Annotated in this window: 10 protein-coding genes and 1 pseudogene; 7 read left to right on the forward strand and 4 right to left on the reverse strand. The window is 36.0% G+C overall.

What is annotated here, in order from left to right:
• Positions 1–2: 2 nt before the first annotated feature.
• The 3 genes and pseudogenes from AM629_RS04665 to AM629_RS04675 form a co-directional block, all read right to left on the reverse strand.
• Positions 3–1,223, reverse strand: a pseudogene (locus tag AM629_RS04665) (type I secretion system permease/ATPase); the annotation flags it as partial.
• Positions 1,224–1,546: 323 nt separating this feature from the next.
• Positions 1,547–2,050, reverse strand: coding sequence for a tetratricopeptide repeat protein (locus AM629_RS04670; protein WP_235525398.1), 504 nt, complete (start codon positions 2,048–2,050; stop codon positions 1,547–1,549).
• Positions 2,051–2,127: 77 nt separating this feature from the next.
• Entirely contained in the window at positions 2,128–3,357 is a 1,230-nt protein-coding gene (locus AM629_RS04675) for an SPM autocatalytic domain-containing protein (protein ID WP_235525399.1), read from the reverse strand.
• A gap of 1,280 nt (positions 3,358–4,637) precedes the next feature.
• On the opposite strand from AM629_RS04675, the gene pyk reads away from it, so the two are divergent.
• From pyk to darE, 7 genes are all read left to right on the forward strand, one after another.
• Positions 4,638–6,080, forward strand: a complete 1,443-nt coding sequence (gene pyk / locus AM629_RS04680) for a pyruvate kinase (protein WP_054476597.1) — start codon at positions 4,638–4,640, stop codon at positions 6,078–6,080.
• Between the two features lie 612 nt (positions 6,081–6,692).
• Positions 6,693–6,866: a peptide antibiotic darobactin B gene (gene darA-b / locus AM629_RS23885; protein ID WP_161804209.1), complete on the forward strand. Its 174-nt coding sequence runs from the start codon at positions 6,693–6,695 to the stop codon at positions 6,864–6,866.
• A 252-nt stretch (positions 6,867–7,118) separates the two neighbouring features.
• Positions 7,119–7,295, forward strand: a complete 177-nt coding sequence (gene darA, locus AM629_RS23890; protein WP_161804210.1) for a darobactin family peptide antibiotic — start codon at positions 7,119–7,121, stop codon at positions 7,293–7,295.
• 507 nt (positions 7,296–7,802) lie between these two features.
• Positions 7,803–10,145, forward strand: a complete 2,343-nt coding sequence (darB, locus tag AM629_RS04685) for a darobactin export ABC transporter permease subunit (protein WP_244866576.1) — start codon at positions 7,803–7,805, stop codon at positions 10,143–10,145.
• An 8-nt stretch (positions 10,146–10,153) separates the two neighbouring features.
• Complete coding sequence (gene darC / locus AM629_RS04690) at positions 10,154–11,407, forward strand: darobactin export ABC transporter periplasmic adaptor subunit (protein ID WP_054476600.1); 1,254 nt, start codon at positions 10,154–10,156, stop codon at positions 11,405–11,407.
• 1 nt (position 11,408) lies between these two features.
• Positions 11,409–12,071: a darobactin export ABC transporter ATP-binding protein gene (gene darD / locus AM629_RS04695; RefSeq protein WP_054476601.1), complete on the forward strand. Its 663-nt coding sequence runs from the start codon at positions 11,409–11,411 to the stop codon at positions 12,069–12,071.
• Positions 12,072–12,112: 41 nt separating this feature from the next.
• Positions 12,113–13,402, forward strand: coding sequence for a darobactin maturation radical SAM/SPASM protein DarE (darE, locus tag AM629_RS04700; RefSeq protein ID WP_054476603.1), 1,290 nt, complete (start codon positions 12,113–12,115; stop codon positions 13,400–13,402).
• Between the two features lie 294 nt (positions 13,403–13,696).
• Here the strand turns inward: darE and lpxM are convergent, their stop codons facing one another.
• Complete coding sequence (gene lpxM, locus AM629_RS04705) at positions 13,697–14,665, reverse strand: lauroyl-Kdo(2)-lipid IV(A) myristoyltransferase (RefSeq protein ID WP_054476604.1); 969 nt, start codon at positions 14,663–14,665, stop codon at positions 13,697–13,699.
• Positions 14,666–14,688 lie beyond the last annotated feature (23 nt).

Here is a 14,688-nt window from a genome sequence, read left to right on the forward strand (position 1 = left end):
TCGTAACTATCGGCCCCATCAAGCCACACTACGCCTTCTTGAGTAGGCCAAATTCCGACCAATAAACGTGCTAATGTGGATTTTCCGGATGCGCTGGGACCAATTATTCCCAAAATTTCACCGCTGTTTAGAACGAAATTAAGATTTTGCAAAACATAGGCATTGTTTTTCGGCGTCTGGTTTTGATCTGAACGTACTGTTCCGGGAGGCATTGCAGATACATTCTCTAACAACAATGATCCCTTAGGAGGAGGCAATGATATGCCTTTTTTACGTTCGGGTTGGGCTTGCAATAATGTATCTAACCGCTGCCATGATAAACGTGCGGCACTCCAGCTCTTCCATGCCTGTATTAGCTGCTCAATCGGAGATAACGTCTTTCCCATTAAAATAGAGCCTGCAATCATCATTCCTGGTGTGATATTTCCTTGAATTGCCAACCAGCCCCCCAAGCCCAAAATCAACGACTGTAAAGCCATACGTACTGTTTTAGTTAACGCTGTAATGGACGCGGCGCGTTCACTGGCAATACGCTGAAAATTCAGAAAACGCTCATGCAACCCAAACCAACGATGACGCAATGCGGATAACATTCCAAGCGCTTCGATGACTTCGGCATTACGCAAATTAGTACTGGCTAAATTAGTTGAGCGTAAAGAAAGCTGACTTGCTTCAGCTAAAGGAGACTGAGATAACCACGGGTTCAATACCGCTAGAGAAATCAGAATAATAGCGCCAACTAATGCCAACAAACCTAAATACGGGCTGAATAAAAAAATGACACACAAATAAACGGGAAACCAAGGGGCATCAAAAAAAGCAAACAGCGCATTTCCTGTGAGAAACTGGCGGATAGTCGCCAAATCATTGAGCATCTGGCCGGCATTTGTTGAACCATTTTTTAAGTTGGATTCATACGAAGCGGTATAAACTCGTTGATTCAGATTCATATCAAATTGATTACCAATGCGTATCACTACCATGCTTCGGATATATTCCAACCCGCCCATGATGGCAAACATACCAAGAGTAATCAGCGTCAACATTAACAAAGTCATTTCATTACTGGAGGGCAATACTCGATCATAGACTTGCAGCATATAGATAGAAGGAACCAGCATCAGAAGGTTGATGAAGGCGGTAAATAAACCGATAGTCCAAAATATTTTGCTGCGCGCACGGATAACGTCCGTGATTTCCCCTTTCGGAAAGTGTAATTTCACAATAATTCCTTCACCATCACTAACGTGAGACTTGCAAAAATATCGATAAAATGAGTATTAACTAATTCAGTCCGATGTCTTTTCCATTTTTTTAAACTCAGCATTCCCTTGCTGCTTGAAATATCTCAACATACTTTTTTACCTGTTTAAAATTAATTAGTTCTAATTAACAACAAAAATAGCAATAATAAATTTTTAATTCAGTTTTTTATTCATCATCTGCGGCCATTATTTCCTTCTTTTATCAAGAAGGAAATTTTAGCTGCCGTATTTTTAGATGATTTTAATCAAAAAAAATTACGCCATTTATTTCAAGTCGAAATTTATTTTTCTGATTTTTTTAATTTAACAATTTCATCCCAATTATTAATAAAACGTGTACATTCATCACATCCAATTTGACTTGCTTTCTTATAATATTCCGCCGCCTTATTAAAGTCTTGGGTTACTCCTATACCATTCAAATAATTAGTCCCAATAGTACGATAACCTTCAAAATTACCACTTTCTCCGGCTTGTTCAAAAAGAGACCGAGCTTCAAAGAATTTATTTTCTTTTTCAAGAATAAACCCTAAGTTAACCATAGACTCTGTCTTATATTTATCATTTCTGGAAATAGATAAATGATACCGTTCACTGGCCTCCTGATAATGACCTACAGTTTGTTGTATTACAGCGAGCATCCAATTTGCTTCTGGATCTCCGGCGTCTGCTTTACTTACCAACTCAAAATAGTCATTTTCATTTTTAGGCATCGGGATAGATAATGCTGATAAAAAATCATCCGGGTAATTAAATATAGCTGATGGAATATTATGTCTATTCATGTGAGCACTCTGCACCGTAAAAGCTAAAAGTAACAAAGAAAAAATAAAGTTCTTTTTGTTTTTTAAAAAAAAATTAATCATAAAATGGCTTCACTCAAGGTCTCATTTACCCCGATGATGTCAACGTAAGGGGTAACTGAGTCAATGGTGTTATTTTTATTCACTGCAAAATACACATCCACTATCTGAGTCACATTTCCATTATCCCAGTTCACGGTACTTTCCAACCCATGGATATTACCGTTAACATCTTTGAATCCATCTTCTTTATACGCAAGATTGATAGATGAAATCCCTGATTCACTTAATTTATGTAACTCTCCGCTGTCAGTTATCGCATCACGATTCGCATCAATCCATAACTCTAATGAATGCCATAGGCTATCATTCTGGTCAAAAATACCATCACCGTTATCATCCAGATCAGCTAATGCCGTGAATCCATTATCTGCTTTGTTTCCATTCTTTAATATTGAGTTATTCCCAAACAACTCACTTCCATTGTTTATTTTCCCATCTTTATTTTTATCCCACACTAAAAAAGCACTGCTTGACTCTATCCATCCCGAACTTTCAATAATGCCGTTATTATCGTGATCAAAAAAGAGATTACCGTTTTCTAGTATCGTAGTAATGCCGTCACCGGTCAAGTCAATAACAAGTGGTGTTTCTTTGTTTTCAAATTCATCAATGTGTTGTTCAATAATCTCTTTCACCTGATTTGGATCTAAATCTAAAAGATGTATCACCCCATCTGGAGTTAATCCGTGTAATGGTTGAATGTAATCTAAATAATGTATTTCATTATCATACTCTGTGATTTCTAAAATAGAGTTTACAAAATCGATACAATTATTAGTCAGGAGATTATAATCTTTTTTGAAACCTGAAAAGTTACCATTTTTCAATTCATAAATGTATCTCTCTATATTACCAACAACAGGTTCTGAATATAATGGATATGTGACACTGACAACCTTTGATGGATCGTAGGCCATAGAGTCTCGAAATGTAAGGTTATCAACCCCTCCGACTTTCTTATCGTCACCTAAACCCCATCCGATAGATTCTCCCTGGAATTCAACCCATGCGTGCCCAAATGGAGATTTACTAACAACTCCCGCAGCATTTGTATATTCCGTTCCTGATGGCGCTACCTTTATTGTTATACCACCATGGTATGGTAATAAGTCGGCGTCAGTTTTGTTAAAATATGTGCCTGGAGACTTTCCACGCATGACGTCGTAGGCTCCAATAAATCCATATGAGTGTCCAGATGGCTTAAATGGAAAGGGAAAAACTGGCATAACTGTTTCCTTGTTGAAAGTAAAAAAACCGCCGATTAAAAATAATAACAATCATATTGATATTTATTATTAATTACAAATGATAATGATTATCTATAATCTTGAAGTGTTAGTTTGATATTAACCATTCTTAGTGGAAAATTCGGAGAGTAGGGTATTCTCTCTGGTTAAATAGCTATTGAGTGAGCAATCGAATGACCACGCTGTTATTCTCGGTTCATCTCCGTAGATACGAAGAACAGGTACTTAGGATTATTAGGATAGAAAACATCAGGATTTACCCGCTGACATAACAAAGCGATAATCCATTGTTCATATTTAGATAGAGTTGGCAGATAACCCTTATCAAGTTATTTTATTTTCCAGTCACCAATAGCATTGCTACTGATATTCACTCGACCCTGAGGTTAATTCCGTTCTCATCCCCGTGAGCACAGGGAACAGTGGTTGAAATAAATTGAACTATCACTTCATTTATGGTTCATCTCCGTAGGTACAGAGAACATATGACTGAATACTATGTAGGATAGACTGAATTAAGGTTTACCCGGTGACATGACAGAGTAAAATATTATCCATCATTTATTATGAATAATGAATTAGCTTAGGCAGCTACTCATTGTCAAGTTATTTGAGTTTTCTTTAAGCCAGCACGCTCATCCACCAACTGGAACTCTATCCTGTGTTTCAGAATGTTCGCACCGTTAATGCAATCCAACGGACCTAATTTACTCATCAATATCACTGCCCCTTCTTCTTGGTGACGACATTCATCCAAAAATACCGATCAAACATCATCGGTTATCCCCGATCAGTATGCCATAGGAAGCCTTACTACCTTCCACACTGCGCCATTTAGCATAAAAATGCTAATATATACAAATATTTAAGCTATTATATAAATAAGAACAAAATAAACAGATGAACAAATGGCACGTATACTAGATAAATAACTTCTAGAATAATGCTGTGTTTTTGTTCACTATTTATTAAATTGTTAGACTGATAGCATATACTAACGGTAATTTTAAAAATGTAATCTGTAACCAGCCTTGATAGTTGGATTGCCGAAGAGGTTTTCTTACTCGTTTTATAGGATAATTAATAGATTATTGATTATTTTTATCTATACCCAATGGATTTCAAGATGGATCGCGACGGCAAGGGAGCGAATTCCCGGGAGCATAGCTAACTCTGTGACCGGGGTGAGTACAGCCAATAAAGAAGCAACTTGAAAGATAACGGGTATAACCAATACTCACAGGTCAACGGAGTAATACATGTCCAGACGGCTCAGAAGAACGAAGATTGTTACTACCCTTGGTCCGGCTACCGACCGCGATAATAACCTTGAAAAAATTATTATTGCTGGTGCAAACGTAGTCCGCCTCAACTTTTCCCACGGCACGGCAGAAGATCACCTCCAACGTGCCAATAAAGTCCGCGAAATAGCAGCCCGCCTGGGCCGCCATGTCGCTATTCTTGGCGATCTTCAGGGACCTAAAATCCGCGTATCAACATTTAAAGAGGGCAAAATTTTCCTGAATGTCGGAGATAAATTTCTACTTGATGCCAACCTTAACAAAGGCGAAGGCAATAAAGAGAAAGTCGGTATCGATTACAAGGGATTACCCGCTGATGTTGTACCGGGTGATATTCTGCTGCTGGACGATGGACGTGTTCAACTGAAAGTATTAGAAGTTCAGGGCATGAAAGTATTCACGGAAGTCACTGTTGGCGGCCCGCTGTCTAACAATAAAGGAATCAACAAACTCGGTGGAGGCTTATCCGCTGAAGCTCTGACCGAAAAGGATAAAGAAGACATTATCACCGCCGCCAAAATTGGCGTTGATTACCTCGCCGTCTCTTTCCCTCGCACTGGCGAAGATCTCAATTATGCCCGCCGTCTGGCGCGGGATGCCGGCTGCGAAACGCAAATCGTGGCAAAAGTTGAACGTGCAGAAGCCGTCAGTAGTGATGAAATCATTGACGAAATTATTCTGGCTTCCGATGTTGTAATGGTTGCCCGTGGTGATCTCGGCGTAGAAATCGGTGATCCAGAACTGGTCGGTGTTCAGAAAAAATTGATCCGTCGTGCCCGCCAATTGAATCGCGTCGTCATTACCGCTACCCAGATGATGGAATCCATGATTACCAATCCAATGCCTACCCGTGCAGAAGTTATGGATGTAGCGAACGCAGTGCTTGACGGTACTGACGCAGTGATGCTTTCCGCTGAGACAGCCGCAGGACAATACCCGGCTGAAACGGTTGCTGCCATGGCTCAGGTCTGTTTGGGGGCAGAAAAAATGCCGGGACTCAATGTATCCAAACATCGGTTAGACACTATTTTCGAAAGCACCGAAGAAGCCATTGCCATGTCTACCATGTATGCAGCAAACCATCTAAGAGGTGTGAAGGCAATTATCGCAATGACCGAATCAGGTCGCACCACTCGGATGATGTCCCGCATCAGTTCTGGTTTGCACATTTTCTCTATGTCGCGTCATGAAAAAACGTTGAATCAAACGGCGCTTTACCGTGGCGTTACACCCGTTTATTGCAGCAGTCATACTGACGGCATAACAGCCGCTAATGAGGCCGTTAACCGTCTGCGTGATAAAGGTTATCTGATTTCCGGCGACCTTGTTCTGGTTACTCAAGGCGACCAAATGGGGACAATTGGCAGCACTAACACCTGCCGTATTCTTGAAGTGGAATAAAACATTACTACGGAAATTAAGGGGCGCACCCGAACTGCGCGCCTTAATTTTATATTGATATCGACCAGAAATTTAATCGGTAATTTAATGATCATAATCCAATAATTTTGATCTCTGCTAATATTTTACTGTAGAAATATTTTAATTTTATATTATAAAACATGATATTAAATTCAGGCTAAATACATTTACCTTAAATAACAGTAATAATAACGGCTTAAATCAATTCTCATGACTTATAAAATTAAATCCTACAAGACGATACTTATCTGATATACCCTTCATCTTTCAAGTTGCTGCTTTGTTGGCTGCGTTCACTTACCCCAGTCACAGAGTTATCTATGCTCCTGGGGATGCGTTCTCTTGCCGCCGCGCTGCAATTTGAAATCTATTGGGTATACATACAAAAATCCAGATTTTTACTTCTTAAGCGATGTCATAAAAGACAACAAAACACATTGACAATTCTTTAACATAGTACTATTAATTAAATGCTGATATCAGCATTTTTCATATGGATATAGAACAAGAGACATCCTGATAATACATTTGTATTTAAAGGTAATAATCAATAACTTAACTAATCATCTGAAAATGTGAGCGGAGAATATCATGCAAAACATTCCTATTGAAACCTGTAAAGATCAAGAGTTACTAAATTCCCTTGTCACATCATTCAAAGGGACAGAACTATCAATTACGGAAAAGGCATTGGACGAATTAGCCAATAATACCGAGATCCCTGAAATTAATGCTTGGAACTGGACAAAAAGATTCCCTATCTAAATAAAAAGGGATGTTATTAATCTTTAATCGCAAAGTAATAACTTGACATATCTAAAAGAATTAATTTTTATCTTCTAGATTGAGTCATAAAAAACAGAAAAACACATTGACAATTATTCAACATAGTATTAGTAATTGGACGTTGATATCAGCATTTTCCATATGGAAGTAAGAATTTCCTGACCATGTTTTTATCCGAAGGAAATAGGAAGTTATCTCATTAACCATCTGTAAAACAAAATGGAGATTATCATGCAAAATATCTTAGTTGAAACTTGCAAAACTCAAGAAGCATTAAATTCCCTCGCTGCATCATTCAAAGAAACCGAACTTTCAATTACTGAGAAAGCGCTGAATGAATTAAGCAGCAAACCAAAAATTCCTGAAATCACTGCCTGGAATTGGTCGAAAAGCTTTCAGGAAATTTAATTCTTCAAATTAAGACATTTATTAAACCTTAACCATAGGGTAACCCTATGAATTCATTAGGATTACCCTAAATAATCTCATCATGTTAATATGATAATTTGAACAATATAGATAAGTGTTTTACGTTTAAAATTTTACCCTTGAATATTACTACCTTTTACCACTAATATTATTAAACATTCTAATTTCCACATAAAAATATAATACATTCCAGTAACTAAAAAGAGTAAAAACACGATAAAAAATCAATATTGACAGAAAAAAACATTTTAGTTGGATCTTCATGCATATTATGTGAAATACTCAGAAACAGAGACGAAGATATCGGTATCTAAATACTATATACCCAATAGATTTCAAGATGGATCGCGACGGCAAGAGAGCGAATCCCCAGGAGCATAGATAACTCTGTGACTGACGAGGCAACTTGAAAGATAACAGGTATAGTTTAATCTCAAGAAAAGGAACGTTAGCAACAAAATGAACGCTATTAACCTCTCAAAATCCATGAAGCGTTTCAACATATCGGTATCGATACTCTCGGTGTCAATAGCAATTTTAGCCCTTTATTTACTTTCTACCGCCTTCTATTCAGATACTCAAATCGATAACTATTACCAGGATAATAGCAACCTTTACCGGATAGAAACCACATTCAATTTGCCTAACGGAGAAAAAGTAAGATCGGCAAAATCTCCACTGCCACTCATTGAGGAACTAAGAAAAGATGCAAGAGTAAATCATGTAGACTACATTTTCAAACTTAATACGACCATTGAACTACAAGGTAAAAAGATCACTAAAGTTCCGGTATTTGCCGTGAGCCATGAATTCCTGAATACCTTATCTCCCTTTAAGAAAGCAGATAACACTCTGGGAGCAAATGAAATTTATATCACAAAAGATTTCAACAACCGATATCTCGGCTTGGAAGATCCCAAAGGAAAATCTATTACTCTGGATAATGAAACCTATATCATCAAGGATATCTTAGAAAGACGTCATGACTCTAGTCTTAATATGGATGCTATTATTTCATTCAAACCAAACCTTATAAAAGACTATAATAAAGAAATATTCAATTGGTATGATACACACGCTTATATTTTTGTGAAATTTACTGATAAAAACACAATATTTAATAAAGATACATTTCTCAAAAATATCATTGAAACAAAAGCATCCAATCTTCCCGGTGCGCCATTTACCGCCAGTGAATTTATTCATTTATCATTAAAGAAATTAAAAGACATTCATTATCAGGATAAATTGCCTGATGAAATTGCTATTGGTTTATCAAAGGAAGTCATCTATAGCTCATATATAGCCTTCGCATTTATTTTATTTGCTGCGTTAACAAATTATTATAATTTAACTTCCGCTGATTCATCAGAAAAAAGGGATATCTATCAATTAAAAAAAGCGTTGGGTGCATCAACCTTCAATATTATTTGTGATTCGCTACCAACAATGTTAGTAAGAATGGTATTTTCCACTCTTATTTTCTTATTACTTATCATAACCATATTCAATACATCCCTATATATAAAAAACCTATTTTACACTTTAGAAATAAACAATTTAATATATCTCGGGGTATTTTCTATTCTTATTGCGTTTATTCTTGTTTCATCAATACATTTTTCATTCTCATTACGCTTCTATATTTATCAGAGAAACCGAAAAATGGATATGAGATATGAGTCAACCTTGTCCTCTTGGTTTAGGAAATCATCATTAGCTATTCAATTGCTTGTTTCTGGCATCTCTATCTATTTAGTCACTGGATTAGTTAATCAGTATATCCATCTTGTTGATGTACATACTCCATATGATAATACCAAAACAATATCGATCACCATTAATAATGACAATAATAAGAAATTAAGTATTAATGAATTAAGCTATGACCTTACTAGCAAATATAGCACTTCGAAAATAACACTTAGTAACTGGCAACCATTTGATATGTCAAGAGACAATATAACTATTTATTATTCTGGTCAACAAGATATAAATAATTATATATCTTCAAATGTCATTATTGCAGACGAGAACTTTACTGATGTTTGGAAAATGAAGATATTAGCGGGTAATGACAAACGAATATACCAAAGCGATAATACGGATGTTGTTAATGCATTAGTTACAAAAGAGTTTTTGAAACAAAATGGAATTATCAAGTACGATGATATTTTTAACAACTACTATTGGTATACAATCGAAGGTAAAAAAATCCAAATCAGGTTTATTCAGATTATAGAAGATTTTAATTTAGGTGCTATAGATGAACCATTCAAGCCAATAGTTATTTTTATAAAAAAGGATCAGAGTAAATATGCTTCACTAAATTTAAATAGCATAAATAACCTTTCAGCGGTATTTAATGAATTATTAGCACATGGCTTTGATAAAAATGACATTAATTTAACCAGTGATTTATTCAGTTCTTATTATGATAATTATTTAAAAGTGATAAAATTATCATCTGCTGTCGCTATTTTCTCAATATTATTATTGATTATAGCCTGCTTTACTACCAGCATGACTGATTTCAACCATATGAAAAAGGAATTAAGTATAATGGAGTCTATTGGGGGTTCTATTTATACAAATCTTATCCATTTTTTATCGAAAAGCGTCATTCCTATAATTGCATCAATTTTCATAGCATATATATCAGGAAGAACCATTTTGGTTTATTTACTCGGCGAATATAATGTGATTTACACTGATTCTTTTGTATATAGCGCTCTCGCCTTATCTGCAACAATGATATTCACCGTTATTATAATGATCACTACCTATCTGATGAATTATAGAAAATTATCTGCTACTAAATTTTTGTGAGATTAATCATGGATATAGAAATCAGAAAAAAAGGCACACATAATAAAGAGAAGTTATTAATTCTTATTTTCTTTATCGCTTTTATTTCATTTGTCGTATTTATTGCTTATTATGTTATTTCATCTAAAGAAGCTTCCGTAAATGGAAATGAGGTCAAAAAATTTCGTATCAGTAGCAAAATAGATAGTGATATTTTAAAAACAAGAGCGGTTGTTGTTCCTAATAAAAGTGTATCGATCTCAACAGAGATTGGCGGAATCGTTACCGATATAATGAAAAAACCATCACAAAATGTCTTAAAGGGAGAAGAAATAGTTAAATTATCTAATTTTAATTTCACATTGAATAATTCTGCCATGTTAGCAGACGTTACAGACAAGCTGAATAATTTAATAAATATAAGAATAAACTTGCAATCTGATTATAGAGATATCAATAACAGATTCTTAGAAGCATCCAAAGAGTTAAAAGAAACAGAAGATAAGTTAAGAAGATATAATAACCTGGTAAATAAAAATTATGTTTCTAAAGAAACCATTTCTGATTTAAAGATTAAAAAAGACTATTGGCATGATGTTTATTTATTTTACAAAAAATTAAAAAATGATAAAGATCGTGACATATCAAAGCAATTAAAAGAGATAGACGAATTTGTTGAAAAACAAAGAAAACTCTCTGAAATCATTGAAAATGGTTTTGAACAACTTTCAATAAAATCACCTATAGCAGGTAATATAAGTTCATTAGATTTAATTTTAGGTCAACGGTTAAAACCCGGTGATCAAATATCCATTGTTGATGATTTATCAAGTTTTTATTTCGAATCAGAGATCAACGAATACTACTTGAAAAAAATAACATACAACTCATCTGCTAATTTAGTCTATAACAACGGAAAAACACCTTTGCTTGTGAAATTGATTTCATCTGAGGTGAATAATGGAACTTTCAAAGTTAGATTTGAATTAGAAGATAAGAAAGCTCTTGACTTCAAACGAGGTCAATCGGTTGATATTATCATTAAACTTGATGAAGATAGGAAAATATTCTCTGTACCTTCATCTATGGTGTTTTCCATTGACAACAAGAGCTATGTGTTTATTTACCATCCAGATAAAAAAATTGCCCAGCGCATTCAGGTCTCCACTGGCCAAGATAATGGCTCTGATATTGAGATCAAAAATGGTGTTACTGAAGGGCAAACAATAGTTAGCTTTGGTAAGAATAGATTAGTTAATAATGATACTGTAAGGATTGAATAAAATGATTAGCATGATGAATGTCTGTAAATCATATAAAACGAAATTCATTCAGACAAATGTTTTGAATGAAATAAATCTCAATATAGATAAAGGTGAGTTTATTTCTATAATGGGAGCCTCTGGATCAGGGAAATCAACATTACTGAATGTTATTGGTATGTTCGAAACCATCGACAGTGGTCAATTGACACTGAATAATAATAATATTTTAAAGATGAAATATTCTGAGAAAATATCATTCAGACGCGAATTTATTGGCTATATTTTTCAATCATTCAATCTATTACCCAATCTAACTGTATTTGAAAATATAGAATTACCTTTGAAATATAGAGGTTTTTCTAAAAAGCAGAGAAAGAATAAAGTACTTGATGCAATAAATAATTTTGGATTAGAAAATCGGGGAAATCATAAACCGATACAATTATCTGGTGGGCAACAGCAACGTGTCGCGATCGCCAGGGCAATGATCTCAAACCCGACTATTTTATTAGCTGATGAACCAACGGGGAACCTGGATAGCATAAATGGTCAAAATATCTTGTCTTCACTGAAAAATCTGAATGAAAACGGCACGACTATTGTTATGGTAACCCATTCCGTAGAAGCGGCTTCATTTTCTGACAGAATATTAACAATGAAGGATGGCCATTTGCTTGTTTGAGCATAACTTGTTTGAGAATAAATAACATGAAGGAGTTCGTTATGGATACTATAATCCCAATAAAACATTTAGATTCAGACGGATCATCGATTCTCAAGAAATCGCCTAAAATTAATTATAGGCAACTAGCTTGTAGAATTATTGGTGAAATTCCTGCCGAAAAAATATTAGATGATGATGAACTGGCTCTATATAATGAGGAAATTGGTATACAATTTAGCCCTGAAGTGGTCAATGCCAATAAGTTAGTTGTTGTTGTTAAAGCTACAAGGCTTTGCAACTTGAGGTGTACTTATTGTCACTCCTGGGCTGAAGGAAAAGGGAATACCTTAACGTTTTTTAACTTGATGCGCTCTATGCACCGTTTCTTATCCATACCCAATATAAAGCGATTCGAATTCGTTTGGCATGGTGGTGAAGTCACTTTATTGAATGTTAATTATTTTAAGAAATTAATCTGGTTGCAGGAGCAATTTAAAAAGCCAGATCAAGTTATCACTAATTCGGTACAAACCAATGCCGTCAACATTCCCGAAGACTGGTTGGTATTCCTTAAAGGTATCGGAATGGGAGTCGGTATAAGCGTTGACGGTATTCCAGAAATACACGATAGCAGAAGATTAGATTATAGAGGAAGACCAACATCTCATAAGGTTGCTGCGGGTATGAAGAAATTGAGAAGTTATGGCATACCTTACGGTGCACTGGTTGTCGTCGATAGAGATGTTTACGAATCTAATATCGAAAAAATGCTCTCTTATTTTTACGAAATTGGTTTAACGGATATCGAATTTCTGAATATTGTTCCAGATAACCGGTGTCAACCCGGTGACGATCCTGGAGGAAGTTATATCACTTACCATAATTATATCAATTTCCTTTCTAATGTTTTCCGGGTCTGGTGGGATGGTTATAAAGGTAAAATAAATATTCGTCTGTTTGATGGATTTATTGACAGTATTAAATCATCTCAAAAGAAAATATCAGATTGTTATTGGGCTGGTAACTGCTCTCAGGAAATCATTACATTGGAACCCAACGGTACTGTATCAGCATGTGACAAATATGTTGGTGCCGAAGGGAATAATTATGGTTCAATTATCGATAATGATCTTGGGAATTTATTAGTTAAATCAGATACAAATAAAAACCATCTTATAGAGGAGAGGGAATCATACGAAAAAATGCATCAATGCAAATGGTTTCATTTATGTAATGGCGGATGCCCCCACGATCGAGTGACTAACAGGAAGCATAATCCAAACTATGATGGTTCTTGCTGTGGAACGGGCGGTCTGTTAGAGACAATCAAACAAACCATAGCCGCATAAATGTTGTCCTGATATTTCAAGTGTAAGTAAAATGCTTCATCATATACCCCCCCCTAATCACTGGATATATTATGTCCAGCATTAGGGGTACAATTTAAATTTTCAAACTGTAATGATGACTTAGAGCCTATCTCAATAGGCGTAATTGTTGCAGGCAGTTTGAACACGGACAGCGCGGAAAAACCGGAGCGTACACGTAGTACGTGAGGATTTTGAGCACTGCCCAGGTTCGCTCTTTATGGCAAAGAAGGGCAAATAAAATAGCCCTATTGGGATAGGCAGTTATGATTAGAATCACAGATCTTCTCTATTATACGGCTCAATATCACCCTGTTTCCGGGTCTTAAGCAATTTAAGTATCCATGTGTACTGTTCAGGATTTGGTCGCACTAATTGTTCTAATTCTTCATTCATCCGACGAGCAATAAAAGCATCATCTTTGCCATCAATATCATCCATTGGTGGACGAATATAAATATCAAGCTGGTGAGTACGGTAATTATAAACCGGAAACAAGGGAACAATAGCCGCACGACAAACTTTCATCAATCGCCCAATTGCCGGTAATGTTGCTTTATAAGTTGCAAAGAAATCAACAAATTCACTGTGTTCTTCACCATGATCCTGATCAGGAAGATAATATCCCCAGAAACCCTGGCGAACAGAGGCGATAAAAGGTTTAATTCCCGCATCACGGGAATGTAAACGACCACCAAATTGACTGCGAGCTTTATTCCACAAATAATCTGATACTGGATTTTTTTGATGATGAAACATAGCCGCTGCTTTCTGTCCATTCGCCGTCAGCAATATCGCCGGAATATCCACAGCCCAGCCATGAGGAACCATGAAAATAATGTTTTTTCCCTGCTCTTTCAGTTGAAGAGTAATCTCTTCGCCATGCCAATGAGTCCGGTTTAACGCTGATTTTGTACCACGTAAATACATTTCAGCTAGCATGACAAAAGGTTGAGGCGCGGTAGAAAACATTTTATCAATCAATGCTTCGCGCTGCTGCCCAGTCAGTTCCGGCATACAGTAACACAGGTTTATTCTCGCTCTGCGCCGCGCCCCTTTTGCAAACTTACCCGCCAACCATCCTATTTTCGCCAACAAAGGATCACGCAGTTTAACTGGAACGTAAGCTAGCCCAGCCAACACCCCCACTCCCGCCCATATTCCCCAGTAACGAGGATGCAGGTAGGATTTATGGAATGTCGGTACATAACCCACTTTACTGTCTGTATCTGTCTCTTTATTCATGAGCTAACTCTTTAAAACAAAAC

The organism is Photorhabdus heterorhabditis (genome assembly GCF_001280945.1).
Taxonomy (GTDB): Bacteria; Pseudomonadota; Gammaproteobacteria; order Enterobacterales; family Enterobacteriaceae; genus Photorhabdus; species Photorhabdus heterorhabditis.

Coding starts and splice junctions, on each gene's coding strand:
- AM629_RS04670 (WP_235525398.1), bottom strand. CDS start 2,050: ATGAATAGACATAATATTCCATCAGCTATATTTAATTACCCGGATGAT.
- AM629_RS04675 (WP_235525399.1), bottom strand. CDS start 3,357: ATGCCAGTTTTTCCCTTTCCATTTAAGCCATCTGGACACTCATATGGA.
- pyk (WP_054476597.1), top strand. CDS start 4,638: ATGTCCAGACGGCTCAGAAGAACGAAGATTGTTACTACCCTTGGTCCG.
- darA-b (WP_161804209.1), top strand. CDS start 6,693: ATGCAAAACATTCCTATTGAAACCTGTAAAGATCAAGAGTTACTAAAT.
- darA (WP_161804210.1), top strand. CDS start 7,119: ATGCAAAATATCTTAGTTGAAACTTGCAAAACTCAAGAAGCATTAAAT.
- darB (WP_244866576.1), top strand. CDS start 7,803: ATGAAGCGTTTCAACATATCGGTATCGATACTCTCGGTGTCAATAGCA.
- darC (WP_054476600.1), top strand. CDS start 10,154: ATGGATATAGAAATCAGAAAAAAAGGCACACATAATAAAGAGAAGTTA.
- darD (WP_054476601.1), top strand. CDS start 11,409: ATGATTAGCATGATGAATGTCTGTAAATCATATAAAACGAAATTCATT.
- darE (WP_054476603.1), top strand. CDS start 12,113: ATGGATACTATAATCCCAATAAAACATTTAGATTCAGACGGATCATCG.
- lpxM (WP_054476604.1), bottom strand. CDS start 14,665: ATGAATAAAGAGACAGATACAGACAGTAAAGTGGGTTATGTACCGACA.